This is a genomic window from Exiguobacterium sp. s123 (assembly GCF_018617075.1).
Lineage (GTDB): Bacteria > Bacillota > Bacilli > Exiguobacteriales > Exiguobacteriaceae > Exiguobacterium > Exiguobacterium profundum.
In genome coordinates, this window is the sequence record NZ_JACSJL010000012.1 from 1 (window position 1) to 23,684 (window position 23,684).

Here is a 23,684-nt window from a genome sequence, read left to right on the forward strand (position 1 = left end):
CCGTTCCCATGCCGAACACGGAAGTTAAGCGTCTCAGCGCCGAAAGTAGTTGGGGGATCTCCCCCTGTGAGGATAGGACGTTGCCAGGCCAACGCAGAAGACGATCAAGCATATGCTTGATCGTCTTTTTTCATATTTTTATAGTTTAGGAGGAATAACAGATGGCTCCTGCTCGGGAAAATCCGTTTACATTTTTAGAGGTTCTGGAACAGCATGTTCGCGAGCACCGCGTCTCTTTCCACGTACCAGGTCATCATAACGGTACGGTGATGGATGATCGCTTACCTGATGCATTCGTAAAGGTCATGCCTTACGACTTGACCGAGCTAGCGCATTTAGATGATTTGCACGATGCCTCGGGAATCATCGAGCAAGCAGAATGTGCATTGGGTAAGTTGTATGAGAGTAAAAGTAAATGGCTTGTCAACGGATCGACTGCGGGAAATTGGAGTATGCTCGCGGCAACAGTGAAACGTGGTGAACGGGTATATGTTCAACGGAACTCACATAAATCGATTTGGAACGCGATCGAGTGGTTAGGATTAAAGCCAGTCTTACTAACGCCTACCATTGAACGTGGCACAGGCATCCCGACTGTCGTGACATTAGATACGATCGAACAGGCCATTCAAGAATTTCCTGGAGGGAAAGCCGTCATGTTGACGTCTCCGACCTATTACGGGGATATGGCAGACATTCGAACGATTTCGGACTATTTGACATCATTCGACATTCCATTGCTCGTCGATGAGGCACACGGCGCTCATTTGATTCATCCACAGTTGCCACGTCGCTCTGCAATCTTCGAAGGCGCGAGCGCAGTCGTGCAGTCCGCTCATAAAACGTTGCCTGCCCTCACTATGGGGGCTTGGGTTCACTATAAAGATCATATCGATGAAGCGCGCTTGAAGCATGCATTATCTTCTTTTCAGACTTCGAGTCCGTCTTATCTCGTCATGGCTTCATTGGATTATGCTCGTTCTTATCTAGAACGTTTAACGGATGAGGAATGGTCCGCAATCCAAAAAAGCCATGCACAATTTGTTCTTGAATTAAAACGAGCTGGTTTTGTTGTAAAAGTCGGAGATGACTTTACGAAAGTGACGATTCTGACTTATCCAAAGAATGGATTGATCTTTAGTCAGCATCTCGCCTCAATCGGCATAGACATCGAGTTAGCGGCAGTCGATCATGTGTTATTCTGCTTGCCATTAAGGGAAATAAAGAAACAGGAAATCGAGCATTGGATCAAATTAATAAAAAAAGCATCTACCCATGTGCCGATCATTGAAGACGATGAAACGATCTTTCCCTTCCCACAAACCGAGCGCGTGTCTGAACTCTATACGTCTGAAACAGCTCTTCCAATGCAACGAGTCCTTTTCGACCAAGCAATCGGATTGATTTCAGCAGAGACGGTGATTCCATATCCACCAGGTATTCCATGGATTCTAAAAGGAGAGCGGATTACAGAAGAAAAAATCCGGGTGCTCCGGGAATGGATTTCTTTAGGGAGGAAGCTTCAAGCTAGTAAGCATGTTATGATAGAGCAAATTGACGTTATTGTAGAGGAGTTTTAAAACGTGAACGGAATGTTTATAACGGTTGAAGGACCTGATGGATCAGGAAAGTCCACACAGCTTCAATTATTAGTAGAAAACTTAAAGCAAAAAGGATATGACATTGTCGTGACCCGAGAACCCGGAGGAACAACGGTCGGGAATCAGATTCGCGAAGTGTTATTATCGCCGGATCACCATGAGATGACCCCACGCGTGGAGATGATGCTCTATGCCGCGTCACGGGCACAGAACGTGGAACAAGTGATTCGTCCAGCGTTAGAGCGGGGCGCGATTGTCCTCTGCGACCGGTTCATCGATGCATCCATTGCTTATCAAGGATATGGATTGCAGTATGACCTTGATCAGATTCGCTCATTAAATGAATGGGCAACGAATGGTCTCACACCCGATCTAACCTTTTTATTTGATTTAAACCCGGAACGGGCAAGTGCACGTATGAAAGATCGGGGACAGCTTGATCGAATCGAGAGTCGTGATCAAGCATTCCATGAGCGTGTCTATGCAGGATTCCAAACGTTACTGAAACAGTATCCAGAACGAATCGTTCGGATTGATGCTGATCAATCGATTGAATGCATTCAGGATGAGGTACTTGATTATACAATTGAACGACTACAACAAGGAGGCGTACAAATATGATGAAAATGGTAATTGCAATCGTACATGATAAGGATAGCGCACGTTTGTCCGACGCACTCGTCGAGCAAGATTTCCGCGCGACAAAGTTAGCCACGACGGGTGGATTTTTAAAAGAAGGTAATACAACGTTTATGATGGGGATTCCACAAGAGCGTCTTGATGATTTGATGGATGTGATTCAATCGAACTGCTCGAGTCGCGACCAAATGATTACGCCGATCTCACCGATGGGAGGACATGCGGATTCATATATTCCTTACCCGGTCGAAGTACAAGTCGGAGGGGCGACGGTATTCGTCTTGCCGATCGAAGGATTCCATCAGTTTTAATGGGAGTTGGGCATATGCGTTTTCAAGAATTGAGCGAGTCGCAAACTGTCGTTTCTCGCATCATTCAAAATTCAATCGTTTCGAATAAAGTGGGGCACGCGTATATCTTCTCAGGAGATTATGAGCCTTATTTACTTGATACAGCCACATTGTTCGCCAAAGCCTTATTTTGTGAATCACCAGATGGTGCAGAGCCTTGTGGAGTGTGTCGAAACTGTCGGCGCATGGATTCTAAAAATATCGTCGACTACATTGAAGTGGAGCCGGACGGTGCGAGTATTAAAAAAGAACAAATCCAGCAATTGCTCAGTGATTTATCACTACGAGGTGCTGAAGGTGATCGCCAAGTGTACGTCATTCATCAAGCGCACAAGATGACGACTCAAGCGGCGAACAGTCTATTGAAGTTCTTTGAAGAACCGGGTGTAGGTAAGCTTGCTATTTTAGTGACGACACAACCACAGTTGCTTCTTCCGACGATTCGTTCGCGCGCGCAACAACTTGCTTTTCGTCCAATCGACCGAGCTCAGTTGGCGCAAACAATGTCAGAAGAACTGTCCTGTACGTATGATTTGGCATACCTTGCCTTGACCGTTTATCCGAAATGGGATGACGCGAAAGAGGCACTTGAGCAGGAGTGGTTTGTACAGGCGTACGGGCTAGTGGTACAATTAATTGAAGTATTGACGAAACGACCTCAAGAGTTGCTCTTGTTCGCACAAGAAAAATGGTTAGGGCATTTCAAAGGACGGAATGAGTTGCGAGTAGGTCTTGAATTATTCGAACATTGGCTGGAGGAGGCACTTCATTTAAAAGTGCGAGATACGTATGCTCCGAAGCTATTTAAGAATGAGGCTGCCTTGTACAACGCGTTTATCCAAAATCGATCTGTCACCAAGCTTACACATGCGATTGAAAGTGTACATGCGGCCATTCGGCGACTTGAGGCAAACGTCAATCCTCAATTAACATTCGAACGACTTTCGTTCGATTTGCAGAAAGGATAGAAGCGCGTGCTTGAAGTAGTTGGAGTCCGTTTTAAAGAAGCGGGAAAAATCTATTACTTTTCACCAGGCGATGCAACGCTTAAACGTGGGGACCATGTCATCGTTGAAACGGTACGTGGCATTGAGTATGGGGAAATCGTCCAAGTCAACAAGCAGCTCGGCGAAGACGAAGTCGTCCTGCCGTTGAAGACAATCCTTCGTGTCGCGGACCAAAAGGATGCGGATATCGTACGCGATAATCGACTGGCAGCCGTTGATGCTCACGCCGTCTGTGAAGAAAAAATTCGAGAACATCAATTAGAAATGAAGCTAGTTGATGTTGAGTATACATTTGATCGCAATAAAGTGATCTTTTATTTTACTGCCGAGGGTCGCGTCGACTTTCGAGAATTGGTAAAAGACTTAGCTAGTGTGTTTCGGACACGAATCGAGCTCCGACAAATCGGTGTTCGTGATGAAGCGAAACTCCTTAGCGGGATTGGGCCATGTGGTCGGGTTCTTTGCTGCTCGTCATTTCTTGGGGAATTCGAACCGGTCTCGATTAAAATGGCCAAAGACCAGAATCTCTCGTTGAATCCGAATAAGATCTCTGGAGTATGTGGTCGTCTGATGTGCTGTTTGAAATATGAGAATGACACATATGAAGAACTGAAACGTGATTTACCAGACGTCGGCAAGCGAATCAAAATTCCAGAAGGTGATGGTCGGGTAATCGGTCTTAACATTTTGGACCAACTCATTCAAGTCGAGCTCCACGATCGGACACGTGTCGTCACGTATACGATTGATGAACTCGTTGAAGTGGGTGCGATTAAACGAAAACCGTCAAAACAGTGATGGGGTGCTGAGCAGTGGAAAGAATGGACAAAAAAGAAGTGATGATGCGGGTGGATGCGATCGAGCAACAGATGCAGCTCCTCACCGAACATTTAGGCGTGTTAAAAGAGCAGCTCGCTTATTTGCTTGAAGAGAACCAGCATATGTATCTAGAGAATCATCACTTACGCGAAAAAGTCGAACAATTGGCAGAAGTTGATACGACAAATGGTGATTCACAAATCGCATTGTCTGGGAAAGGGCAGAACAATTTGGCTGCGCTGTATCAAGAAGGATTCCACATTTGTAACCTCCATTACGGACAGGTACGAAAAGATGGGGACTGTCTCTTCTGTTTGTCGATGCTCAATAAACATTAATACGGGGCGATAGATAGGGGTTCCCTATCCGTCGCCTTTCTTTTATAGAAGGAGGAAACGATGGTAACGGTTAAGGATGGAGAACGCCTTGATGATTTGCTCGGACGTCCAGGTAAAATCATTCAAAGTGATGATGTGTTCTCATTTTCATTAGATGCGGTACTGCTTGCAGAGTTTGTATGGGTGCCTATCCAAAAAGGACAACTGGTCGATTTGTGTGCTGGCACCGGGGCAATCCCGCTCTTTTTGTCATATCGTACAAAAGGAACGATAACAGGTGTGGAGATTCAATCGAAACTGGTCGACATGGCGAATCGAAGCATGGCGGTCAATCGTCTTGAAGAGCGAATTCGAGTGGTGGAGGGCGATGTGAAAACGGCAGCGACGCAGCTCGGGCATGCACGATATGACGTAGTCACATGTAACCCGCCCTACTTTTTAGCGAACGAGACGTCACTCCGAAATCAAAATGAGCATCATACGATTGCGCGCCATGAAGTGCTGTGCACGTTAGAAGATTGCATCAGGACGGCCAGTCAACTCGTCAAACCGGGAGGGAAAGTGGCGTTCGTGCATCGGCCAGAACGTTTACTGGATATCCTGACGTTGATGCGTGCGTATCGAATTGAACCAAAACGAATGCAACTCGTTTACCCGAAAGCGGGACGCGAGGCGAATACCTTATTAATCGAGGGATCGAAAGATGGAAAAGCAGGTCTTAAAATTTTACCGCCATTTGTTGTCTATGAAGAAGACGATACGTATACAGAAGCGATGCGAGCTATTCTCGATGCCTAAACATTATACGTACATCTTGGAATGCGGTGATGGAACGTACTACACGGGCTATACGACAGACGTGGAAAAACGACTCCTTGCACATAATGCCGGGAAAGGTGCGAAATATACGAAAGCCCGTCTCCCTGTACGACTTCGGTACGTACAATCGTTTGAGACGAAGCGGGAGGCCATGCGATACGAATGGTCCATCAAGCAATTGACCCGAGCACAAAAAGAGAAGTTGATGGAGGGGACGACCAATGAATTCACAGAAGAGCTATCAAACTGAACAACCGACGTTGTATGTCGTGCCGACCCCAATTGGGAACTTGGAGGATATGACGTATCGCGCGGTACGGACCCTTCAGGAAGTAGACTTAATCGCAGCGGAAGACACACGACAAACGATGAAGCTTTGCCGACACTTTGACATTGCGACAAAATTGATTAGCTATCATGAACATAATAAAGAAGTGAGTGGACCAAGACTGATTGACGATCTGTTGTCCGGAAAATCGATTGCCGTTGTCTCAGATGCAGGTATGCCTGGAATTTCAGACCCGGGAAGCGATCTCGTGCGATTAGCCATTGAGGCAAACATCCCGGTTGTCGTCTTACCCGGTGCGAATGCAGCACTTACGGCACTCGTCGCATCCGGTCTTGCAACTGAACGTTTTCTCTATTACGGTTTCTTGCCGCGTAAGAAGAAGGATCGGGTTGAGATTCTCGAATCGATTCAATACGAACCTGGCACCGTCATTTTTTATGAGGCTCCTCATCGTTTGAAAGAGATGTTGACAGCGATTCGACAAGTGTTCGGGAATCGACAAATCGTATTAGGTCGTGAACTGACAAAAACGTTTGAAGAGTTTTTGAGAGGAACTGTGGATGAGGCGTTGACATGGTGTGAGGGTGAAGTGCGTGGTGAGTTTGTCGTCTTAGTGAGTGGAGCGACAGAGGCGGCACCTACGACAACATGGTGGGAAACACTATCTGCATACGAGCACGTGGTTCACTATATCGAAGAAGGGCTGAAACCAAACGCGGCAATCAAACAGACTGCGAAAGACCGCGGCGAGTCTCGGAATGATGTATACGATACGTATCATCAATTGCATAAAAAAGAGTAAGCAAGGAAATCCTTGCTTACTCTTCGCTGTAGTAATTTTCGAGCATGTTCTTCAACTCAACGAGAACACGTTGTGCACCTTCTGGTGACAAGATGAGTTTGCCGTCTGCCAATTTGAAGTTATCATCTGATACTTCGCCTGTAACTTGGCAAGTCATGTTTGGCTTATATTTTTTCAAAACGATTTGATCGTTGTCGACGTAAATTTCGAGAGCATCTTTCTCTGCAATACCGAGTGTACGACGCAATTCGATTGGAATAACGACACGACCAAGCTCATCAACCTTACGTACAATACCTGTAGATTTCATTTTGTGTTTCCTCCTCCAATGATGTCGAAATCTCGTGGTGACATGAATCGTCAAAATTCGACAATGTGACTACAGCAAAAAGCATACTAAACTTTCCAATTGTAGTCAACTGCTTACTATCTGGAAAAGTAAATTTTCGAAATTTGTCGAATCAAGAACGATATATACCTAAATTTCCCCGTAAGTTTGAACTTGAAACAAAGAAAGGGTATTTTTGGAATATTTATGACGAAGAAAACGCAAAAAAATTCCAAGCAATTAGGTTTGGAAATTCTTTTGTCGAACCGTGTATAATGGAAATTGCATATGTCGAAAGGATGGAGAATAAATCATGGCGAAGCCGACTTTTTATATTACAACCCCAATTTATTATCCGAGTGCAAAACTGCACATCGGTCACGCATATACCACGGTAGCAGGTGATGCGATTGCGCGCTACAAACGCTTAAAAGGGTTTGACGTCCGTTATTTGACCGGAACGGATGAGCACGGTCAAAAGATTCAAGAAAAAGCGAAAGAGGCAGGCGTGACGCCACAAGCTTTCGTGGATGAAGTCGTGGAAGAGATCAAGGTCTTATGGGACCGTCTCGAAATTTCGTACGATGACTACATCCGTACGACAGAGGACCGCCATAAGAAAGTGGTCGAGCATGTTTTTGAGACATTACTTAAAAATGGGGACATCTACCTCGGTGAGTACGAAGGATGGTATTCCGTACCGGATGAAACGTACTACACTGAATCGCAGCTCGTCGATGGAAAAAGTCCTGACAGCGGACATCCGGTCGAGCTCGTTCGTGAGGAGTGCTACTTCTTCCGTCTCAGCAAATACGCGGACCGCTTGATTGAATATTTTGAGTCACATCCTGATTTTATTTTGCCAGAATCTCGTAAAACCGAGATGATCAATAACTTCTTAAAGCCGGGTCTTCAAGATTTGGCTGTATCACGCACGACGTTTGATTGGGGCGTCCAAGTCCCATCGAACCCGAAGCACGTCGTGTACGTATGGGTCGATGCGCTCACAAACTATATCTCATCACTCGGATACGGTACAGACAACGATGAACTCTTCAACCGTTACTGGCCAGCAGACGTTCATTTGGTAGGGAAAGAAATCGTACGTTTCCATACGATCATTTGGCCAGCCCTCTTAATGGCGCTTGATCTTCCATTACCGAAGCAAGTATTTGCGCACGGATGGTTGCTCATGAAGGATGGGAAGATGTCGAAATCGAAAGGGAACGTCGTGGACCCAATCCCATTGATCGACCGTTACGGCCTCGACTCGGTCCGCTATTACCTTCTCCGTGAAGTTCCATTCGGAGCGGATGGCACGTTCACACCGGAAGCGTTCGTTGACCGCTTGAATTTTGATTTAGCGAACGACCTCGGAAACTTATTGAATCGCACCATTGCGATGATTAAAAAGTACTTCGACGGAAACATTCCGGCATATAACGGAAATGTCACGGCATTTGATGCAGAATTGTTGAACGTGGTGAAAGAGACGACACGCAAAACAGAAGAAGCCATGGAGCACATGGAGTTTTCGGTCGCGCTCACAAACATTTGGCAACTCGTCAGCCGTGCGAATAAATATATCGACGAGACGCAACCATGGGTTCTCGTGAAAGAAGAGTCGAAGCGCGAAGAGTTGGCTTCTGTCATGACACACCTTGCGGGCGTACTTCGTCATGTTGCTATCATGATTCAACCGTTCATGACGCGCGCTCCAAAAGAGATGTTCCGTCAGCTCGGACTCGAGGGAGAGGACATGTCATGGGAGGCGTTGGGTACATTCGCAGACTTTAGCAATGCGGTCGTGACGGACGGGACACCGATTTTCCCACGTCGTGACGTGAAAGAAGAAGTCGATGCAATCCAAGAAATGATGCGTCAGGCGTCTAAAGCACGGATTGAAGAGACGGAGACGGCATCAGTAGAAGAAACTGACGAAGACATTCGTCCTGAAATCACGATTGATGTCTTCGACCAAGTCGAATTCCGTGTCGGTCAAATCGTCGAAGCCGATAAGATTAAAAAAGCGAAGAAACTGTTGAAACTTCAAGTCGACCTTGGGAAAGAGACACGTCAAATCGTGTCTGGTATCGCTGAATGGTATGCCCCTGAAGATTTGGTTGGCAAGAAAGTCATCGTTGTCGCAAACTTGAAACCAGTCAAGCTCCGTGGAGAACTCTCGCAAGGGATGATTCTAGCGGCGGATCGTGACGGGAAACTCGAGCTCGCGACGGTCTCAGACCAGATGCCGAACGGTGCCATCGTCAAATAATGGAATGGGGGAGACCGCGGTCTCCCTCTCTTTTTCTAAGGAGGAAACAAGATGTTGATTGATACACATACGCACATCAATGCGGAACAGTTCAGTGAAGACGTGGAGGAGACAATTGTGCGAGCGAGAGAAGCGGGCGTTTCTCCGTTACTCGTCGTCGGATTTGATACACCGACCATCGATCGAGCCATTGAACTGGCGGAAACGTACGAAGATATCTATGCCATTGTCGGATGGCATCCTGTCGATGCGATTGACTGTACGGATGCGGATTTAGCACGAATCGAAACACTCATGAGTCATCCGAAAGTCATGGCACTCGGTGAAATCGGACTCGATTATCATTGGGACAAATCACCGAAAGATATGCAACAACGCCTCTTCCGTCAACAAATCGCCATTGCCAAACGGACGAATATGCCGATTGTCATTCATAACCGAGAAGCAACGGCAGATGTCCTTCATATTTTAGAAGAAGAGCATGCTGAAGAAGTCGGCGGTGTGTTCCATAGTTACAGCATGTCCGTCGAACTTTTGCCTCGTTGTTTAGACTTGAACTTCTATATTTCGTTAGGAGGACCGGTCACGTTCAAAAATGCGAAGGTTCCGAAGTTGGTGGCGCAAGAAGTGCCGCTGGATCGTCTGCTTGTCGAGACGGATTGCCCGTACTTGACCCCAACACCGTTCCGGGGAAAACGTAACGAACCAGCATACGTCAAATACGTAGCTGAAGAGATCGCCACCCTTCGCGATATGCCGTACGATGAGCTCGCTGCAGCCACGACAGCCAATGCGAAGAAGTTGTTCCGACTCCCATGATCAAGCGTGTATTAGCGAGTATCGGTATTATTGCGACGGCATCTGTGGCGTATGTGATGCTACAACCTGAACCGATTCGAATCGTCGACGACGGTGTGGTCATCGAGCATGAAACACGAGCTGACTCGGTTCTCGAGGTGCTTGAAGAGTTAAATATCACACTAGATGAATCAGATTATGTCACACCGGCGCTCAGTGAGGATGTACCGGACGACCGCTTGATTCGGATTGAGCGTTCACACGAGGTTTCGCTCCAGATTGGCTACGGTCAAACGGAGACAGTGCAGACGCGCGAGCGGACCGTAGAGGATGTCTTACTACGATACGGAGTCACGGTACGGGACGGAGATACGGTGTATCCATCGGTCCGTACACCGGTGACGAATGGGATGACGATTCGATATCAACCGGTCGTGGCCGTGAATCTCATTGTCGGTCAAGAGGCGTTGACCATTTATACAATGGCTACGGATGTGGAGCAACTCTTAATGGAAGAGAACATCGATGTGACGGAAAGTGATACGGTCATGCCGGCTCCTTCCACACCGATCCGAGAAGGGTTGACGATTACGGTCAATACGAATCGTGATGTCGTTCAATATGAGAGTGAGTTGATTCCGTTTGAAGTGGTTGAGGAAGAGGATGACACGCTCGAAGAAGGTGTGAAGCAAATGGTGCAGGTTGGGGTTCCTGGACTTGAACGGACAAGGTATGCACTTACTGTGGAAAATGGTACAATTACAAATCGTACGAAAACAGATGTCGAGACATTGCGTAAAACGATGCCGCAGATTATCAAAGTGGGAACGAAGAAAGTCACGGAACCGGTAACCGACCCTGAGTCGACGACCGCGGATGAATCGAGCCCATTCATTCCAGAAGCTGAAGTCGAGATTGCCGAACCGCCGAAAACAGATGACGTACTTGATTTTTCATCCGCAAAACAATTGCTTGTGGAAGCGACCGCTTATACGAACAATCCGGAAGACACGGTGACGTATGACGGACGCGTGCTGACAAGAAGCGGATATGATGTGACCGACACGATTTTGTATGAAGGCATGCGCATCATCGCCGTCGACCCTGCCATCATTCCACTCGGGACCCGCGTGTATGTCGAGGGGATCGGTATGGCGATTGCCTTGGATACAGGAAGTGCGATCAAAGGGCAAAAAATCGATATCATGATGGATGAAAAGGAAGAGGCCGTGATGTTCGGTCGCAAACCGCTCACCATCTGGGTGATTCCGAAGCAGGAAGAAGAGAAAGAAGGATCAGACAATGCGTGAGAAAATACAAGAAATTATCGTCGTAGAAGGGCGTGACGACACGGCACGACTTCAAGAAGTGTTCGACGTCGATACGATTGAAACGAACGGGTCTGCCGTATCCGATCAGACGATTGAACGAATCCGTCGTGCCCAGGAGAAGCGCGGGGTCATCATTTTGACGGACCCAGATTATCCGGGAGACCGTATTCGGGCGATTGTCGAGGAACGCGTCAAAGGATGTAAGCACGCACATTTGCCTCGGGCCGAGGCGAAGGACAAGCGTGGGAAAATCGGTGTGGAACATGCGAGTCCGGAGTCACTTCGCCGTGTCTTAGGAGCAGTGTTTGAACCGCGTGTCGAAACGGACCAACCAATCGTCACACGGAAAATGGTGTTGGAGGCGGATTTAATCGGTGGAGCAGCGGCCGCGACGCGTCGGAAGCGACTCGGGGTGTTGCTTCGAATCGGTGAGCCGAATGCCAAACAATTTGTAAAACGGGTCGAGGCGCTCGGCGTCACGATTGAAGAGTGGGAGCAGGCACTTGCTCAATTAGAGGAGGAACAGGGTTGAAAGACATTGCAACAATCCAACGAACGAAAGCGATTTTAGAGCGACATGGGTTTTCATTCAAAAAATCGCTCGGTCAAAACTTTTTAATCGATTTGAACATCTTGAGTAAAATTGTCGGAGCAGCAGAACTGAGTGAAGTGAGTGGTGTCCTTGAAATCGGTCCCGGAATCGGCTCATTGACCGAACAATCGGCCAAGCGTGCCAAAAAGGTCGTTGCGCTTGAAATCGACCAACGTCTTTTGCCGATTTTAGATGATACGATGTCGCCTTATCCGCATGTGAAAGTCATCCATGGGGATGCATTGGAACTGGACTTACGGGAGATCGTGGAGCAAGAATTTTTAAACGAAGGTATTGAAGATATTTCGGTTGTCGCCAACTTACCTTACTATGTCACGACACCGATCATTATGCGATTGCTTGAGAGCGGTGTTAAGTTCCGTTCGCTCGTCATGATGATTCAAAAAGAAGTGGCAGAACGGATTGGAGCAAAACCTGGCACGAAAGCATACGGCTCGCTATCGATTGCGATTCAGTATTATGCGGAGGCGGAAGTCAGTTTCATCGTCCCGAAAAACGTGTTCATCCCAGCACCGAACGTCGATTCGGCCGTCATTACACTACGAATGCGTAAAGAACCGGCCGTACAAGTGAAAGACGAAGCATTTTTCTTTGATGTGGCCCGAGCAAGCTTCGCTCAGCGCCGTAAAACCATCCTGAACAATTTGACAAACTATATCGGGAAAGAACATAAGGTCGAACTCGAACGTTCGCTTCACGAGGCTGGAATCGATCCGAAACGTCGTGGAGAGACGTTAAGCCTAGAAGAATTCGCACGTTTGTCTGACACAATTTTACCACTTAAAAATAGTTGACGACCTGAAAACGAGTCGTTATAATATTAATCTTTATTTTCATATTCAATTATGCTATACTTGTAACAGTGAGGTGAAGCGTATGCCAAAGACGTTACAAGAAATCAGACAAAAACTCGAATCGCATGTTGGTGAACGATTGACGTTGAAAGCAAACGGCGGTCGTAAGAAAGTTGTTACTCGGTTTGGAACGCTCGTTGAGACATATCCTGCGGTGTTCGTTGTGAAATTGGATGAAGACCTGCATAATGTGGAACGTGTCTCGTATAGCTACGCTGATGTCCTAACGGATACAGTTAAAATTGAATTCGGTAATTGATTTATAAATGAGGGGCGGATGCATTGGCAGCTGCTTCTTTTTTTGTGCGCCCGTTTACGGTACAATGGCGAACAGGAGACAAATGGGAAGGGTGAACGTGATGCGCACGATCAGTGTGAAAGCGCCGGCAAAAATTAATTTGACACTTGATGTCCTTGGAAAGCGTCCGGACGGCTATCATGAAGTAGAAATGGTAATGACGACAGTCGACTTGGCAGATCGCTTGGAGTTGACAGTTTTAGAGTCGGATGAGATTCGGATTCAATCAGAACACGCCTATGTGCCGAATGATCATCGGAATTTGGCGTATCGAGCAGCAGAATTGTTGCGCGAGCGTTTTAACATTCAGCAAGGGGTCGAGATTGTGCTCGATAAACAGATTCCCGTGGCAGCTGGCCTTGCAGGTGGCTCGAGTGATGCGGCGGCAACGCTCCGTGGGATGAACGAACTGTTTTCATTGAACTTGTCATTAGAGGAGCTAGCAGAGCTCGGTGCCGAGATCGGATCGGACGTGTCGTTTTGTGTCATCGGTGGCACAGCCATTGCAAGAGGTCGTGGTGAACAGTTAGAAATGATTCCGTCCCCGCCACCGTGCTATGTCGTTCTCGGTAAACCGAAAATTGGGGTATCGACGGCAGATGTGTATCGGGCAGTGCGTATGGAAGAGGTATATCATCCTGATACCGATGCCATGGTGGAGGCGATTCGTCAAAAAGATTTTCATGGAATCTGTGAACACCTTGGGAACTCACTTGAGAGTGTGACACTTAAGCTGCACCCGGAAGTGAAACAAATCAAAGAAACGATGCGTCATTGCGGAGCGGAAGGTGTTCTCATGAGTGGAAGCGGACCGACCGTGTTTGCGCTGATTGAACACGAGCAAAAAGCGCATCGAATCTATAATGGATTGAAAGGATTTTGCCCAGAAGTGTTCGTCGTTCGGATTCTCGGCAAAAGACATTGAACAAAAACGAATGAAAGTGATATATTCTCAATAGAACATTCGTTTATTATTGAAGATGTGAAGGAGAATCCGTATGAAAATTCGTAGAAGTGGTCGTCTCGTCGATATGACCCGTTATTTACTTGATCATCCGCATCAGCTTGTCTCGTTGTCGATGTTTTCAAGTCGCTATAAAGCTGCAAAGTCGTCGATTAGTGAAGACCTTGTCATTGTCAGTGAAATGTTGTCCCATGATGGGATTGGAAAACTGGTGACTGTCCCTGGTGCAGCCGGTGGTGTCATGTTCATCCCGGGATGGAGTAAGGAAAAGTCGCTGGAGATGATTGACACGCTCTGTGAGCAACTATCAAAACCGGAGCGTCTCTTACCAGGAGGCTATCTCTACCTCACGGATGTACTAGGTAATCCAAGTCAGGTGAAACCGATGGGGCAGGTCTTTGCGTCCGTCTTCGCCGACCGTAAAGTCGATGTGGTCATGACGATTGCGACGAAAGGGATTCCACTTGCCTATGCGGTCGCTGAGCAGTTAGGTGTTCCGTTTGTCATCGTTCGTTCGGATAGCCGTGTCACAGAAGGCTCGACCGTCAGTATCAATTATGTATCGGGTTCATCGAAAGCGATCCGTACGATGGCGCTCGCACGTCGCAGTCTGCCACGTGGTGCGAATGTGCTCCTAATTGACGACTTTATGAAGGCCGGCGGAACGATTCGTGGGATGATGAGTCTCTTGAATGAATTCGAGGCTAACCTTGCGGGCGTCGGTGTCTTGATGGAGGCCGAAGGAGCCGAGAAGAAGATGGTGAGTGAATACGTCAGCTTGATGAAGTTAACGAATGTCGATCCTGATGAAGGGCTTGTCACCATTTCGCGGGGGAATGTGGAACAATTCTTAAAGTGATTGGCAAAATTTTGATTTCGTTTTATGATTAGAGGGTATAGAGTTATCAATATGAAGTCATGACGTTCGTTTGAAACCAACTGAACCTTACAGAAGATCACACCATGGCGTAGACAACGATGAAAAAGGGGATGCGAAACATGCAGATCACAGACGTAAAAATTCGCAAAGTCGCGACAGAAGGCAGAATGAAAGCGTTGGCCTCAATCACACTTGACCATGAATTCGTTGTACATGACCTTCGAATCATCGAAGGAAGTAGCGGTCTATTTGTCGCCATGCCGAGCAAACGGACACCAGAAGGGATTTTTCGGGATATTGCGCATCCGATTAACGGGGAGATGCGACAAAAGGTCGAAGCGGCTGTATTGGAAACCTATTCCAATATGGATGTGGAAATCCTTGACCCACAACATGTGTCATACGGTACACATGAATGACAGAAAACAGCGGTTAGGTTGCCTGCCGCTGTTTTTTTGCGTTTCAATGGTTAAGGAACGGTACAACTATTGAAACGAAGGCATGGTTTCGATATAGTAGAAACGGTGTAAATAGGATTTAGTTGCAAAAAAGCCGAACTATACAGACCAATCACAGCTGTTGTGAGATAGGAGCGAATCAAGCATGGAGCGTTTTGCAGTCATTTTGGCAGCAGGAAAAGGGACGCGAATGAAGTCGAAGTTATATAAAGTACTTCATCCAGTTCTAGGGAAACCAATGGTCGAGCATGTTGTCGATCAGTTAGACCAAATCGGTGTCAGTCGTCAAATCGTAATCGTTGGCCATGGGGCGGAAGCGGTACAAGACACGCTCGGCACACGGGTAGAGTATGCGGTCCAGGAAGAACAGCTTGGAACAGGGCACGCTGTTCAGATGGCTGAAGCAGAGCTTGCGGGTAAATCAGGGGCGACGCTTGTCGTCTGTGGAGATACACCGTTACTCACGGCAGAGACGTTAGAAGCCCTTCTCGCGCATCACGAAGCGCAACAAGCAAAAGTCACGGTGTTGACTGCGATTGCTGACGATGCGACCGGATATGGTCGAGTCGTTCGTGGTGAAGATGGGAATGTGACGAAAGTCGTGGAACATAAAGATGCTTCAGAGGCAGAGCTCGCCATCAATGAAATCAACACAGGGACGTACGTATTCGATAACGAATTGTTGTTCGATGCACTCAAACAAGTCGGGAACAACAATGCACAGGGCGAATATTACTTACCTGACGTCATTTCAATCGCAAAAGAAGCGGGCGAAGTGGTTGCGGCGCATACAGCACCGACGTTTGATGAGACGATCGGGGTCAATGACCGCGTCGCCTTGTCGCAAGCGGAAGCCATCATGCGCAAGCGGACAAATGAGCGTCTCATGCGTGAAGGGGTTACCTTCATGGACCCGACATCGACGTACATTTCACCAGACGTGGTCATTGGATCGGATACGGTCATTTATCCGGGAACGGTCATTCTTGGCAAGACGACGATTGGCTCAGAATGTGTCATCGGACCAAACTCGGACATCCGCAACAGTGTGATTGAAGATCATGCTGTCGTACGCCAGTCTGTCGTGACAGATAGCCGAATCGGTGAGGCGTCTCAAGTCGGACCGTTCGCTCACTTACGTCAACAAGCTGTCCTCGGTGCGAACACGCGCGTCGGCAACTTTGTAGAGATTAAAAAATCGACGTTCGGCGACGGTGCGAAAGCGTCACACTTGAGCTATATCGGGGATGCGTCAATCGGTGAGCGCGTCAACTTAGGTTGTGGCTCGATCACAGTGAACTATGACGGCAAGAACAAGTTCGAGACAGTCGTGGAAGACGATGCGTTCGTCGGCTGTAACGTCAACTTGATTGCCCCTGTAAAAGTCGGGAAAGGCGCGATTGTCGCTGCTGGATCGACGATTACGAGTGATGTACCAGAAGAGGCGCTAGCGATTGCACGCGAACGCCAAACGAATAAAGAAGGCTACACAAAACGATAACTTGCTGCCAATCATTATGGAAAACGATGGAGGAGAATCCTAAACATGTCTACTGTATACGAACGAGAAATTCGTCTATTTAGCTTAAACTCGAACCGCCCGCTTGCTGAAGAAATCGCGAAAGAAATTGGTGTTCCGCTCAGCGATTGCCAAGTCAAACGTTTCAGCGACGGTGAACTCTATATCAACATCGAGGAAAGTGTTCGTGGAGATGATGTGTATGTCATCCAATCAACAAGCTCACCTGTAAACGAAACGCTCATGGAATTACTTGTCATGATCGATGCACTCAAACGTGCTTCTGTCCGTACGATCAACATCGTGATGCCGTATTATGGATACGCACGTCAAGACCGTAAAGCACGCTCGCGTGAACCGATCACGGCGAAACTTGTCGCTGACCTTCTTACAGTAGCGGGTGCGACACGCGTCATCACGATGGATTTGCATGCAGCGCAAATTCAAGGATTCTTCAATATTCCGGTTGACCAATTACTTGGTGTACCGCTCATCTCGACTTACTTTGAAACAGAAGAGTTTCAAGCGAAAGATATCGTGGTCGTTTCTCCAGACCACGGTGGCGTGACACGTGCACGTAAATTGGCAGAACGTTTGAAAGCGCCGATTGCCATCATTGACAAGCGTCGTCCGAAAGCGAACGTCGCCGAAGTCATGAACATCGTCGGTAGCGTCGAAGGGAAAACGGCGATTTTGATTGACGACATCATTGATACAGCTGGAACGATCACACTTGCGGCTGATGCTATCGTCGAAGCGGGTGCGAAAGAAGTGTATGCGTCTTGTACACACCCAGTTCTTTCTGGTCCAGCGATGGAGCGGATCGACAATTCATCAATCAAAGAGTTGGTCGTCTTAAATACCATCGATTTGACGGGGCGCCCTTGCTCGAGCAAGATCAAGCAAATGTCGGTCGCCCATTTGCTTGGGGAAGCGATTATGCGCGTACACGAGCATAAATCGGTCAGTACCCTATTCGATTAAAAAAACGAGGCCCGGAGGCATTCGCCTTTGGGCTTTTTTGTTCAGGAGGAAATGATATGAAATGCATCGTCGGTCTTGGGAATCCCGGGAAAAAGTTTGAGATGACGCGACACAATGTCGGGTTTTTAGCGATTGACCGTCTCGCCGAAAAGCATGGCATCTCGCTGAATGAAGCGAAGTTTAATGCCCTTATGGGAACGGGAAGAATCAATGGTGAACGCGTAGTACTCGTCAAACCACTCACGTATATGAACTTGTCGGGTGAAGCCGTTCGTCCCATTTTAGATTATTATAAGATTGAGATTGATGATTTATTAGTCATTTATGACGATTTGGATATGGTGCCCGGCAAGCTTCGTTTCCGTCCGAAAGGGAGCGCGGGTGGTCATAATGGGATCAAATCTCTCATTCAACACTTAGGAACGGCTGAATTCAAACGATTAAAGCTCGGAATCGGTCGTCCCCCGCACCCGATTAAAGTCGTCGACTGGGTGTTGATGAACTATCGCAAAGACGAGTTGCCGGAATTAAATGAAACACTCGATAACGCCGTAACTGCAGCCACTGATTTTGTGGACACAGATTGGCTGGCGCTGATGAATCGATACAACTAAAGGGTCATTGCACCCTTTTTTGTCGTATGAGTTGGAGGAAAACAAATGAATGCTTTAGAGAGATTTATGGTGGCGCTCCCTGAAACGAATGTGATTCGAGAGCGACTCCAAAAAGTGGACCGTCAATTGGTGACGGGATTGACGACAAGCGCGAAAGCCCTCGTCTTGGCGGGACTCGTGAAATCGTCATCGAGACGTCTCGTCGTCGTGACGCATAACATGTATCAAGCCCAAAAGATGTTCGATCAACTTGAATCACTCATCGGTCCGGACAAAACGCTCTTATATCCAATCGATGAGACGCTAGCAGGTGAACTGTCACTGACGTCTAGTCCGGAACTGCTAGCTGCCCGAATCGATGCCCGTACTCGTCTCCTCGACCAAACAGGAGGCGTTGTTGTCGTGCCGCTTGGTGGATTACGACGCTATGTACCGAGTCCGGAAGCGTGGCAAGATAGTCGCGTTATGTTGAAGCCGGGAAGTGACCTCGATTTAGCGGATTTTGCGAAACAATTGACGGGCATGGGCTACGAACGAACGGCAACGGTGACCACACCTGGTGAATTTTCCGTACGAGGGAGTATTCTAGACGTTTATCCTCTTACGGAAGCGCGCCCATATCGAATCGATTTGTTCGACACCGAGATTGACTCCATTTTCACGTTTGACGCGGAAACGCAACGCTCGCTTGGTGTAGTGGGGGAAGTGTGCATTACGCCTGCGACCGAGTTCATCGCAACGGAGAATCAGCTGAAGCAGGCGGGCGGTGCGCTTCGGAAACAGTACGACCGAACCGTCGAATTGATTGGAAATGAAGTCATCCGTCAAGCCCTTGAAGAGGGAGTCGTGACAGACATCGAGCGGCTTGAGCGTGGAGACCTCCCGGAGAAAGTTGGGAAGTATTCGCCATTGCTCTATACGTCCACGCTCCTTGACTACGTTGGGAAAGACGCCGTCCTCATTTTAGATGAGGTGGCACGAATCGATGACGCTGCCGACGTACAGGACCGCGAAGAGGCGGAATGGTTCTCTTCACTCATCGAAAAAGGAGAAGCCGTCAGTAATTACACGCTCGCCGTCCCGATGCATAAAGTCTTCCGCGACTTGAAGCAAGTGGCGTTCTCCTTGCTTCCGTCTCGTCGTTCAGGTATTCCGGAGAGCGATACGGTCCATTTGAGCTGTCGTCCGCTACCGGCGTTCCATGGTCAGATGCATCTATTGAAACAGGAAGTCGAGCGATGGCAGCAAGGTGATCAACGCATCGTCGTACTTGCGGGAGATAAGTCGCGTGCAGATAAAATCGAAGCGCTTCTTTCCGACTATGGAATCGCCTCGACTTTCACCAATGTCGATGGAGAGTTAGAACCGAGACGTGTCTCGGTCATCATCGGTCAAATCGAAGGTGGATTCGAACTGTCGACGAGCCGTCTCGTTGTCGTATCGGAAGAAGAGTTATTCAAGCGTGTGACGAAACGAAAACGTCAGACGAAGAATTTGACGAATGCCGAACGAATCAAGAGTTACCAAGAGCTGAAGCCGAATGATTATGTCGTCCATGTGCACCACGGAATCGGGAAGTACCTTGGCATTAAAACAATCGAGGTCGGTGGGATTCATCAGGATTACCTGCACCTCGTCTATGCAGGGGACGACGCCCTCTACGTGCCGGTCGATCAAATCGATCTCGTCCAAAAATATGTCGGTGCCGAAGGAAAAGAGCCAAAGATTTATAAACTCGGCGGCACCGAGTGGAAGAAAGTAAAATCGAAAGTTGCCAAATCGGTTGAAGACATTGCTGATGAGCTCATTAAATTGTACGCGGCACGAGAGGCCTCGGTCGGTTTCGCGTTCCCTCCGGACGATGAAGAAATGGGTCAGTTCGAATCCTCTTTCCCGTACGCCGAGACAGAAGACCAGGTCCGTTCGATTGCAGAAATCAAGGCGGATATGGAACGCTCCCGTCCGATGGATCGCCTTTTGTGTGGAGATGTCGGATACGGGAAAACGGAAGTGGCAATTCGGGCGGCGTTCAAAGCCGTACTCGCCGGTAAACAAGTGGCCTTTCTTGTCCCGACGACCGTCCTCGCCCAACAGCATTATGAAACGATGCTCGAGCGGTTCAGCGAATTCCCGATCAACGTATCGGTCATGAGTCGTTTCCGTTCGAAGAGCGAGATGACCGCGACGAAGAAAGGGTTGAAAGAAGGTACCATCGACATCGTCGTCGGGACACACCGCGTGTTGTCAAAAGACGTGACGTTCGCCAACCTCGGTCTCGTCATCATCGATGAAGAACAACGGTTCGGCGTCAAACATAAAGAGCGTCTGAAGCAGCTGAAGACGAACATCGATGTCCTGACGCTGACGGCGACTCCGATTCCACGGACATTGCATATGTCGATGATCGGAATCCGTGATTTGTCCGTATTAGAGACACCGCCAGAGAATCGTTATCCTGTCCAAACATACGTCATGGAATACGACGGCATCGTCTTGCGTGAAGCGCTCGAACGTGAACTCGCTCGCGGAGGACAGGCGTTCTTCCTCTATAACCGCGTCGAAGGGATCGAACGAAAAGCGGAAGAGATTCGGGCCTTATTGCCCGATGCACGAATTGCTACGGCCCATGGACGTATGACTGAAAGTGAGCTCGAGAGCCAATTGATCAGCTTCCTAGAGGGCGAGGCGGATATTTTAGTCTCAACGACAATCATCGAGACGGGAATCGACATTCCAAACGTCAACACCCTCATCGTCCACGATGCCGACAAAATGGGACTGTCCCAGCTCTACCAACTCCGAGGTCGTGTCGGACGTTCGAATCGCATCGCCTATGCGTACTTTACGTATCGGAAAGACAAGCGCTTGACGGAAGTGGCAGAAAGTCGTCTTCAGGCCATCAAAGAGTTCACAGAGCTCGGCAGTGGTTTTAAGATTGCGATGCGCGACTTGTCGATTCGTGGGGCCGGGAACTTACTCGGTGCACAACAGTCTGGATTCATCGATTCGGTCGGTTTCGATCTGTACTCACAAATGCTCTCTGAAGCCATTGAGGAACGGAAAGACCGCATGCGTGGACAAGCGAAACAAGTCGTCTTCAAACCGGAGATCACGTTCCAGGCCGATGCGTATATTCCTGATGATTACTTGTCAGATAGCGAATTGAAGATTGAGATGTACAAACGCTTCAAATATGTAGATACGCCGAGCGCGTTGTTCGCCCTTCAAGATGAACTGATTGAACGGTTTGGTGAATTCCCAGAACCGGTCGCGCTGCTCATTCAATTGACACGTCTACGTATTTATGGAGAACTGGCAAAAGTGAGTCGAATCAAGCAGACGCCAGGACGCATCGAGATTGTCTTATCGAAAGAATCGACGACGGCTCTGGATGTCCCGTCCTTCATGGAGTGGTCGATGCCTCTTGGTCGCAAGCTTGGCGTAGGGCAAGAAGACGGCGCCTTGAAACTGTCACTCAGCGGTCGGATGCCGCTAACAGAGCTCTTGAATGATGCCGATACTGTATTAGAAGAACTGATGAAGCGGTTGGTGGGCGATGCGGTCGCCAAGTAAGTTTGCGCAAGGCGTCGTTCTGTTCGCCCTTGCCGGCTACGTATCGAAACTGATCAGCTTCGCCTATCGTGTCCCCTATCAAAACTTGGCGGGGGACTTCGGACTTTATGCCTATCAAACCGTCTATCCGTTCGCGGCCATCGTGGCGTCACTCGGCATTTATGCGATGCCGGTCGTCATTGCGAAAATCGGCGTCGGTGCGAAAGGGACGAATCGTAAGTTAGAAGTCTTATGGGGAAGCTTTTACGCCTTACTTCTACTCTCGTCCATGCTTGTCGTCACGGTATGGCTGTTTGCCCCGACCCTAGCGAAATGGCTTGGAGATGAGCAGCTAGCTCCTGCACTTCGCGTGATCAGTTTGAGTTATTTACTCATGCCGGCGTCAGCCGTGTTGCGCGGGGCTTTTCAATCGAGAGATGACTTACGACCGAGCGCATGGTCGCAAGTGCTCGAGAACTTTGTCCGCGTGACGGTCATGCTGTCCCTATTATGGATTGGGGTCCGTCTCGGAAAAGATGCATATACGCTCAGTCAATATGCGTATGGTGCGACGCTCATCGGTGGGCTTGTAGCGATTGCCTTTTTAGTTTATCGCGCACGAGGAGTGCGGATTGTGAGGGTGCGCCGCGTCACGTTTCGGAGAGGAATGAAACTCTTGTTGACGACGGGTTTCGCGGTCGGATTCGCATCACTCGGGATTTTATGGATGCAACTGGTCGACTCCTTCACCATCGTCAATTTGATGGGTGGCACATATGAGGCGAAGGTGAGCAAAGGAGTATTCGATCGAGGATATCCGCTCGTGCAATTCGCCATTTTGTTCACCACGACCATCGGGATGGCCAACGTGCCGACGCTCGTCCGTCACTATCGGGCAGGGCATCTCCAAAAGACGACGCAGGGACTCCGGTCGATGATTCGTGTGACGACGGCGATTGCTGGTGCAGCGACTATCGGATTGATGGGTGTCATGTTTTTCTTAAATGTGGCCCTGTTTGAAGATGAATCTGGGACACGAGCCCTTGTCTTCTTAGCAACGAGCACGTTCGCTGCCTCCTTGGCGATTGCGAGCATGACATGTTTGCAGGCGATTGACCGAGAGTGGGTCGCGGCACGCAGCATGGTTGTCGCAATGTTAGTGAAAAGTGCGGTAAACGCATGGCTTGTCCCGAGTTACGGAATCGAAGGCGCGGCAATCGGGACGTCGATTGGATTTTTATCGATGGCGTTCTATAATTTCCGGGCGCTTGACCGCTCGATTCCGCTCGGATCATTTCGATCGAAACACTATAAGTCGCTATGGAAAGCCCTCGTACCCATGCTGATCCTCATTGTCGTGTTAAACTGGCTAGGTCAGATGTGGGTCGACTCGCGAATCACTGCGTTCGGTTGGTTAATCGGAATGGTGTGTAGCGGTGCCGTCCTCTATATATGGAGATTATGGAGTACGCGAATGCTGTCACTTGCGGAATGGGAACTGATTCCGTTCGGAAGTCGTCTGCTCGACGTGCTCGAGAAAAAGGAGAACTAA

Annotated in this window: 24 protein-coding genes and 1 rRNA gene; 24 read left to right on the plus strand and 1 reads right to left on the minus strand. The window is 48.4% G+C overall.

The annotated features are described in order from the left end of the window. The 10 genes from rrf to rsmI form a co-directional block, all read left to right on the plus strand. A 5S ribosomal RNA gene (gene rrf / locus KNO72_RS14750) occupies positions 1-89 on the plus strand; the annotation flags it as partial. 72 nt (positions 90-161) lie between these two features. Then, positions 162-1,580, plus strand: a complete 1,419-nt coding sequence (locus KNO72_RS14755) for an aminotransferase class I/II-fold pyridoxal phosphate-dependent enzyme (RefSeq protein ID WP_214758708.1) — start codon at positions 162-164, stop codon at positions 1,578-1,580. Between the two features lie 3 nt (positions 1,581-1,583). Continuing rightward, the gene (gene tmk / locus KNO72_RS14760; protein WP_159563180.1) at positions 1,584-2,222 is read left to right on the plus strand and encodes a dTMP kinase; all 639 of its coding nucleotides are present in this window, start codon (positions 1,584-1,586) and stop codon (positions 2,220-2,222) included. Continuing rightward, positions 2,222-2,551 carry a cyclic-di-AMP receptor gene (locus KNO72_RS14765; RefSeq protein WP_031421800.1) on the plus strand — a complete coding sequence of 110 codons (330 nt, stop codon included), beginning with the start codon at positions 2,222-2,224 and terminating at the stop codon, positions 2,549-2,551. Before tmk ends, KNO72_RS14765 begins: the two co-directional genes overlap by 1 nt. Before the next feature lie 14 nt (positions 2,552-2,565). Next, positions 2,566-3,558: a DNA polymerase III subunit delta' gene (locus KNO72_RS14770; protein WP_012727748.1), complete on the plus strand. Its 993-nt coding sequence runs from the start codon at positions 2,566-2,568 to the stop codon at positions 3,556-3,558. Positions 3,559-3,564: 6 nt separating this feature from the next. After that, positions 3,565-4,395: a PSP1 domain-containing protein gene (locus tag KNO72_RS14775; RefSeq protein WP_074035285.1), complete on the plus strand. Its 831-nt coding sequence runs from the start codon at positions 3,565-3,567 to the stop codon at positions 4,393-4,395. A 23-nt stretch (positions 4,396-4,418) separates the two neighbouring features. Beyond that, positions 4,419-4,754, plus strand: coding sequence for a DNA replication initiation control protein YabA (gene yabA / locus KNO72_RS14780; RefSeq protein ID WP_012727746.1), 336 nt, complete (start codon positions 4,419-4,421; stop codon positions 4,752-4,754). Between the two features lie 60 nt (positions 4,755-4,814). Continuing rightward, positions 4,815-5,552, plus strand: coding sequence for a tRNA1(Val) (adenine(37)-N6)-methyltransferase (locus KNO72_RS14785; RefSeq protein WP_214686170.1), 738 nt, complete (start codon positions 4,815-4,817; stop codon positions 5,550-5,552). After that, complete coding sequence (locus KNO72_RS14790; RefSeq protein ID WP_012727744.1) at positions 5,545-5,823, plus strand: GIY-YIG nuclease family protein; 279 nt, start codon at positions 5,545-5,547, stop codon at positions 5,821-5,823. The genes KNO72_RS14785 and KNO72_RS14790 overlap by 8 nt, the downstream gene beginning before the upstream one ends. Next, positions 5,795-6,664, plus strand: coding sequence for a 16S rRNA (cytidine(1402)-2'-O)-methyltransferase (rsmI, locus tag KNO72_RS14795; RefSeq protein WP_078145935.1), 870 nt, complete (start codon positions 5,795-5,797; stop codon positions 6,662-6,664). The genes KNO72_RS14790 and rsmI overlap by 29 nt, the downstream gene beginning before the upstream one ends. Positions 6,665-6,680: 16 nt before the next feature. Here rsmI and KNO72_RS14800 read toward each other — a convergent pair whose 3' ends face one another. Further along, a complete protein-coding gene (locus KNO72_RS14800) occupies positions 6,681-6,974 on the minus strand; it encodes a transition state genes transcriptional regulator AbrB (RefSeq protein ID WP_012727742.1) in 294 nt (97 codons plus the stop codon). A 331-nt stretch (positions 6,975-7,305) separates the two neighbouring features. On the opposite strand from KNO72_RS14800, the gene metG reads away from it, so the two are divergent. From metG to KNO72_RS14870, 14 genes are all read left to right on the plus strand, one after another. Next, positions 7,306-9,267, plus strand: coding sequence for a methionine--tRNA ligase (metG, locus tag KNO72_RS14805; RefSeq protein WP_214686166.1), 1,962 nt, complete (start codon positions 7,306-7,308; stop codon positions 9,265-9,267). 51 nt (positions 9,268-9,318) lie between these two features. Further along, positions 9,319-10,086: a TatD family hydrolase gene (locus KNO72_RS14810; protein WP_078145933.1), complete on the plus strand. Its 768-nt coding sequence runs from the start codon at positions 9,319-9,321 to the stop codon at positions 10,084-10,086. Then, positions 10,083-11,375, plus strand: a complete 1,293-nt coding sequence (locus tag KNO72_RS14815) for a 3D domain-containing protein (protein WP_214758710.1) — start codon at positions 10,083-10,085, stop codon at positions 11,373-11,375. The genes KNO72_RS14810 and KNO72_RS14815 overlap by 4 nt, the downstream gene beginning before the upstream one ends. Next, positions 11,368-11,928: a ribonuclease M5 gene (gene rnmV, locus KNO72_RS14820; RefSeq protein ID WP_074035294.1), complete on the plus strand. Its 561-nt coding sequence runs from the start codon at positions 11,368-11,370 to the stop codon at positions 11,926-11,928. The genes KNO72_RS14815 and rnmV overlap by 8 nt, the downstream gene beginning before the upstream one ends. Beyond that, positions 11,925-12,803, plus strand: a complete 879-nt coding sequence (rsmA, locus tag KNO72_RS14825; RefSeq protein ID WP_012727737.1) for a 16S rRNA (adenine(1518)-N(6)/adenine(1519)-N(6))-dimethyltransferase RsmA — start codon at positions 11,925-11,927, stop codon at positions 12,801-12,803. Before rnmV ends, rsmA begins: the two co-directional genes overlap by 4 nt. An 82-nt stretch (positions 12,804-12,885) precedes the next feature. After that, the gene (locus tag KNO72_RS14830; protein WP_012727736.1) at positions 12,886-13,122 is read left to right on the plus strand and encodes a Veg family protein; all 237 of its coding nucleotides are present in this window, start codon (positions 12,886-12,888) and stop codon (positions 13,120-13,122) included. Between the two features lie 100 nt (positions 13,123-13,222). Next, complete coding sequence (gene ispE, locus KNO72_RS14835; protein ID WP_168169881.1) at positions 13,223-14,086, plus strand: 4-(cytidine 5'-diphospho)-2-C-methyl-D-erythritol kinase; 864 nt, start codon at positions 13,223-13,225, stop codon at positions 14,084-14,086. A 73-nt stretch (positions 14,087-14,159) separates the two neighbouring features. Beyond that, a complete protein-coding gene (purR, locus tag KNO72_RS14840) occupies positions 14,160-14,984 on the plus strand; it encodes a pur operon repressor (RefSeq protein WP_012727734.1) in 825 nt (274 codons plus the stop codon). Between the two features lie 140 nt (positions 14,985-15,124). Further along, on the plus strand, positions 15,125-15,424 hold the full coding sequence (spoVG, locus tag KNO72_RS14845; protein ID WP_012727733.1) for a septation regulator SpoVG: 300 nt from the start codon (positions 15,125-15,127) through the stop codon (positions 15,422-15,424). A gap of 184 nt (positions 15,425-15,608) precedes the next feature. Further along, entirely contained in the window at positions 15,609-16,964 is a 1,356-nt protein-coding gene (gene glmU / locus KNO72_RS14850) for a bifunctional UDP-N-acetylglucosamine diphosphorylase/glucosamine-1-phosphate N-acetyltransferase GlmU (RefSeq protein ID WP_214758712.1), read from the plus strand. A 45-nt stretch (positions 16,965-17,009) separates the two neighbouring features. Continuing rightward, positions 17,010-17,966, plus strand: a complete 957-nt coding sequence (locus KNO72_RS14855; protein WP_012727731.1) for a ribose-phosphate diphosphokinase — start codon at positions 17,010-17,012, stop codon at positions 17,964-17,966. 56 nt (positions 17,967-18,022) lie between these two features. Beyond that, the gene (gene pth, locus KNO72_RS14860; protein ID WP_012727730.1) at positions 18,023-18,580 is read left to right on the plus strand and encodes an aminoacyl-tRNA hydrolase; all 558 of its coding nucleotides are present in this window, start codon (positions 18,023-18,025) and stop codon (positions 18,578-18,580) included. Between the two features lie 45 nt (positions 18,581-18,625). Continuing rightward, complete coding sequence (mfd, locus tag KNO72_RS14865) at positions 18,626-22,153, plus strand: transcription-repair coupling factor (protein WP_053001397.1); 3,528 nt, start codon at positions 18,626-18,628, stop codon at positions 22,151-22,153. Further along, the gene (locus tag KNO72_RS14870; RefSeq protein WP_214758714.1) at positions 22,137-23,684 is read left to right on the plus strand and encodes a polysaccharide biosynthesis protein; all 1,548 of its coding nucleotides are present in this window, start codon (positions 22,137-22,139) and stop codon (positions 23,682-23,684) included. Before mfd ends, KNO72_RS14870 begins: the two co-directional genes overlap by 17 nt.

Bases quoted from the DNA above. Each gene is read 5' to 3' on its own strand.
- KNO72_RS14770 (WP_012727748.1), top strand. From the start codon at position 2,566: ATGCGTTTTCAAGAATTGAGCGAGTCGCAAACTGTCGTTTCTCGCATC.
- mfd (WP_053001397.1), top strand. From the start codon at position 18,626: ATGAATGCTTTAGAGAGATTTATGGTGGCGCTCCCTGAAACGAATGTG.
- KNO72_RS14810 (WP_078145933.1), top strand. From the start codon at position 9,319: ATGTTGATTGATACACATACGCACATCAATGCGGAACAGTTCAGTGAA.
- KNO72_RS14755 (WP_214758708.1), top strand. From the start codon at position 162: ATGGCTCCTGCTCGGGAAAATCCGTTTACATTTTTAGAGGTTCTGGAA.
- spoVG (WP_012727733.1), top strand. From the start codon at position 15,125: ATGCAGATCACAGACGTAAAAATTCGCAAAGTCGCGACAGAAGGCAGA.
- KNO72_RS14785 (WP_214686170.1), top strand. From the start codon at position 4,815: ATGGTAACGGTTAAGGATGGAGAACGCCTTGATGATTTGCTCGGACGT.
- KNO72_RS14855 (WP_012727731.1), top strand. From the start codon at position 17,010: ATGTCTACTGTATACGAACGAGAAATTCGTCTATTTAGCTTAAACTCG.
- KNO72_RS14870 (WP_214758714.1), top strand. From the start codon at position 22,137: ATGCGGTCGCCAAGTAAGTTTGCGCAAGGCGTCGTTCTGTTCGCCCTT.
- ispE (WP_168169881.1), top strand. From the start codon at position 13,223: ATGCGCACGATCAGTGTGAAAGCGCCGGCAAAAATTAATTTGACACTT.
- rsmI (WP_078145935.1), top strand. From the start codon at position 5,795: ATGAATTCACAGAAGAGCTATCAAACTGAACAACCGACGTTGTATGTC.
- pth (WP_012727730.1), top strand. From the start codon at position 18,023: ATGAAATGCATCGTCGGTCTTGGGAATCCCGGGAAAAAGTTTGAGATG.
- glmU (WP_214758712.1), top strand. From the start codon at position 15,609: ATGGAGCGTTTTGCAGTCATTTTGGCAGCAGGAAAAGGGACGCGAATG.
- rnmV (WP_074035294.1), top strand. From the start codon at position 11,368: ATGCGTGAGAAAATACAAGAAATTATCGTCGTAGAAGGGCGTGACGAC.
- KNO72_RS14815 (WP_214758710.1), top strand. From the start codon at position 10,083: ATGATCAAGCGTGTATTAGCGAGTATCGGTATTATTGCGACGGCATCT.
- purR (WP_012727734.1), top strand. From the start codon at position 14,160: ATGAAAATTCGTAGAAGTGGTCGTCTCGTCGATATGACCCGTTATTTA.
- KNO72_RS14790 (WP_012727744.1), top strand. From the start codon at position 5,545: ATGCCTAAACATTATACGTACATCTTGGAATGCGGTGATGGAACGTAC.
- KNO72_RS14800 (WP_012727742.1), bottom strand. From the start codon at position 6,974: ATGAAATCTACAGGTATTGTACGTAAGGTTGATGAGCTTGGTCGTGTC.
- metG (WP_214686166.1), top strand. From the start codon at position 7,306: ATGGCGAAGCCGACTTTTTATATTACAACCCCAATTTATTATCCGAGT.
- yabA (WP_012727746.1), top strand. From the start codon at position 4,419: ATGGACAAAAAAGAAGTGATGATGCGGGTGGATGCGATCGAGCAACAG.
- KNO72_RS14830 (WP_012727736.1), top strand. From the start codon at position 12,886: ATGCCAAAGACGTTACAAGAAATCAGACAAAAACTCGAATCGCATGTT.
- KNO72_RS14765 (WP_031421800.1), top strand. From the start codon at position 2,222: ATGAAAATGGTAATTGCAATCGTACATGATAAGGATAGCGCACGTTTG.